The organism is Modicisalibacter sp. 'Wilcox' (assembly GCF_010993675.1).
Taxonomy (GTDB): Bacteria; Pseudomonadota; Gammaproteobacteria; order Pseudomonadales; family Halomonadaceae; genus Modicisalibacter; species Modicisalibacter tunisiensis.
In genome coordinates this window covers 1-912 of sequence record NZ_WNXF01000041.1, presented here as the reverse complement: position 1 = coordinate 912, position 912 = coordinate 1, and the positions used below count along the sequence as shown (strand labels likewise).

Annotated in this window: 1 protein-coding gene; it reads right to left on the bottom strand. The window is 62.3% G+C overall.

All coding sequences use genetic code 11. From position 1 onward, the window contains the following. A partial coding sequence (locus tag G7A98_RS16555) for an IS481 family transposase (protein WP_163650775.1) occupies positions 1-912 on the bottom strand: 912 nt, incomplete at both ends.

Genomic DNA, 912 nt, shown 5'->3' with positions numbered 1-912 from the left:
GGGTCCCGTGTGATTAACCACCCGTTTGGTAAATAACTCAGGTCGCTTGGCCTGCCACTCCTTCATCGCCGTGATCGGTGATTGATGATGCAGCGCCTTCTGAGGGATGTGGTGATTGTATAGCCAAGCGTAGCGTTTGAGCGTCTGCTCCAGGTCCTCGCCTGAGGTATAGCGCCGGGTCGCCAGCACGTCGCTGATGCGGCCGTTGAACCGCTCCACCATACCGTTCGTCTGTGGCCTTCCCGGCTTGATCAGGCGATGTTCGATACCATGGGCCTGGCACTCCTGGTCGAAGGGGTGGCGGCCGCTGGGCTTGCGCTCACCTGCCCGCGTGAAGCGATCGGTGAACGACTTGCCGTTGTCAGTGAGCACCGTCTGGATCGTGAAGGGCGCCTTCTCCTCCACGCGCTTCATGAACGCCTTGGCATCCTTGGCAGACTGGCTACGCCTGACCTCCAGATAGACCCAGCGTGTGGCACGGTCGATGGCGACATACAGGTAGCGCTTCTGCTCCTCATCAGGCATCTGAGGCAGGTGCTTGATGTCGATATGCACGTACCCGGGCTCGTAGTCCTTGAAGGGCTTGTGCCGGGGCTTCCCATCATCACCAGCGTCCTGCCGAGCCAGTTCTGCCAGTGTCGGCACCTCGCGGCGCTGGAGCATGCGATGCAGGCCTGAGCGAGACAGTCGAGGGTTCAGGAACTCACGTGCCACGACGAGCAGGTCATCCAGACCGAGCCGCAGGAATTCGCGAGCGGCGATCAGCACCGCCTCCTGCTCGGACGTGAGGGTGGCCAGCAGGTTGTGACGCGTGTGCGGTCGGTCATGGACATCGTCACGGTACCGCCAGCGCCGGATCGTCGCGGGGGAGACGCCATACTGGCGAGCCAGCTCGCTATCCGTGATGCTGGA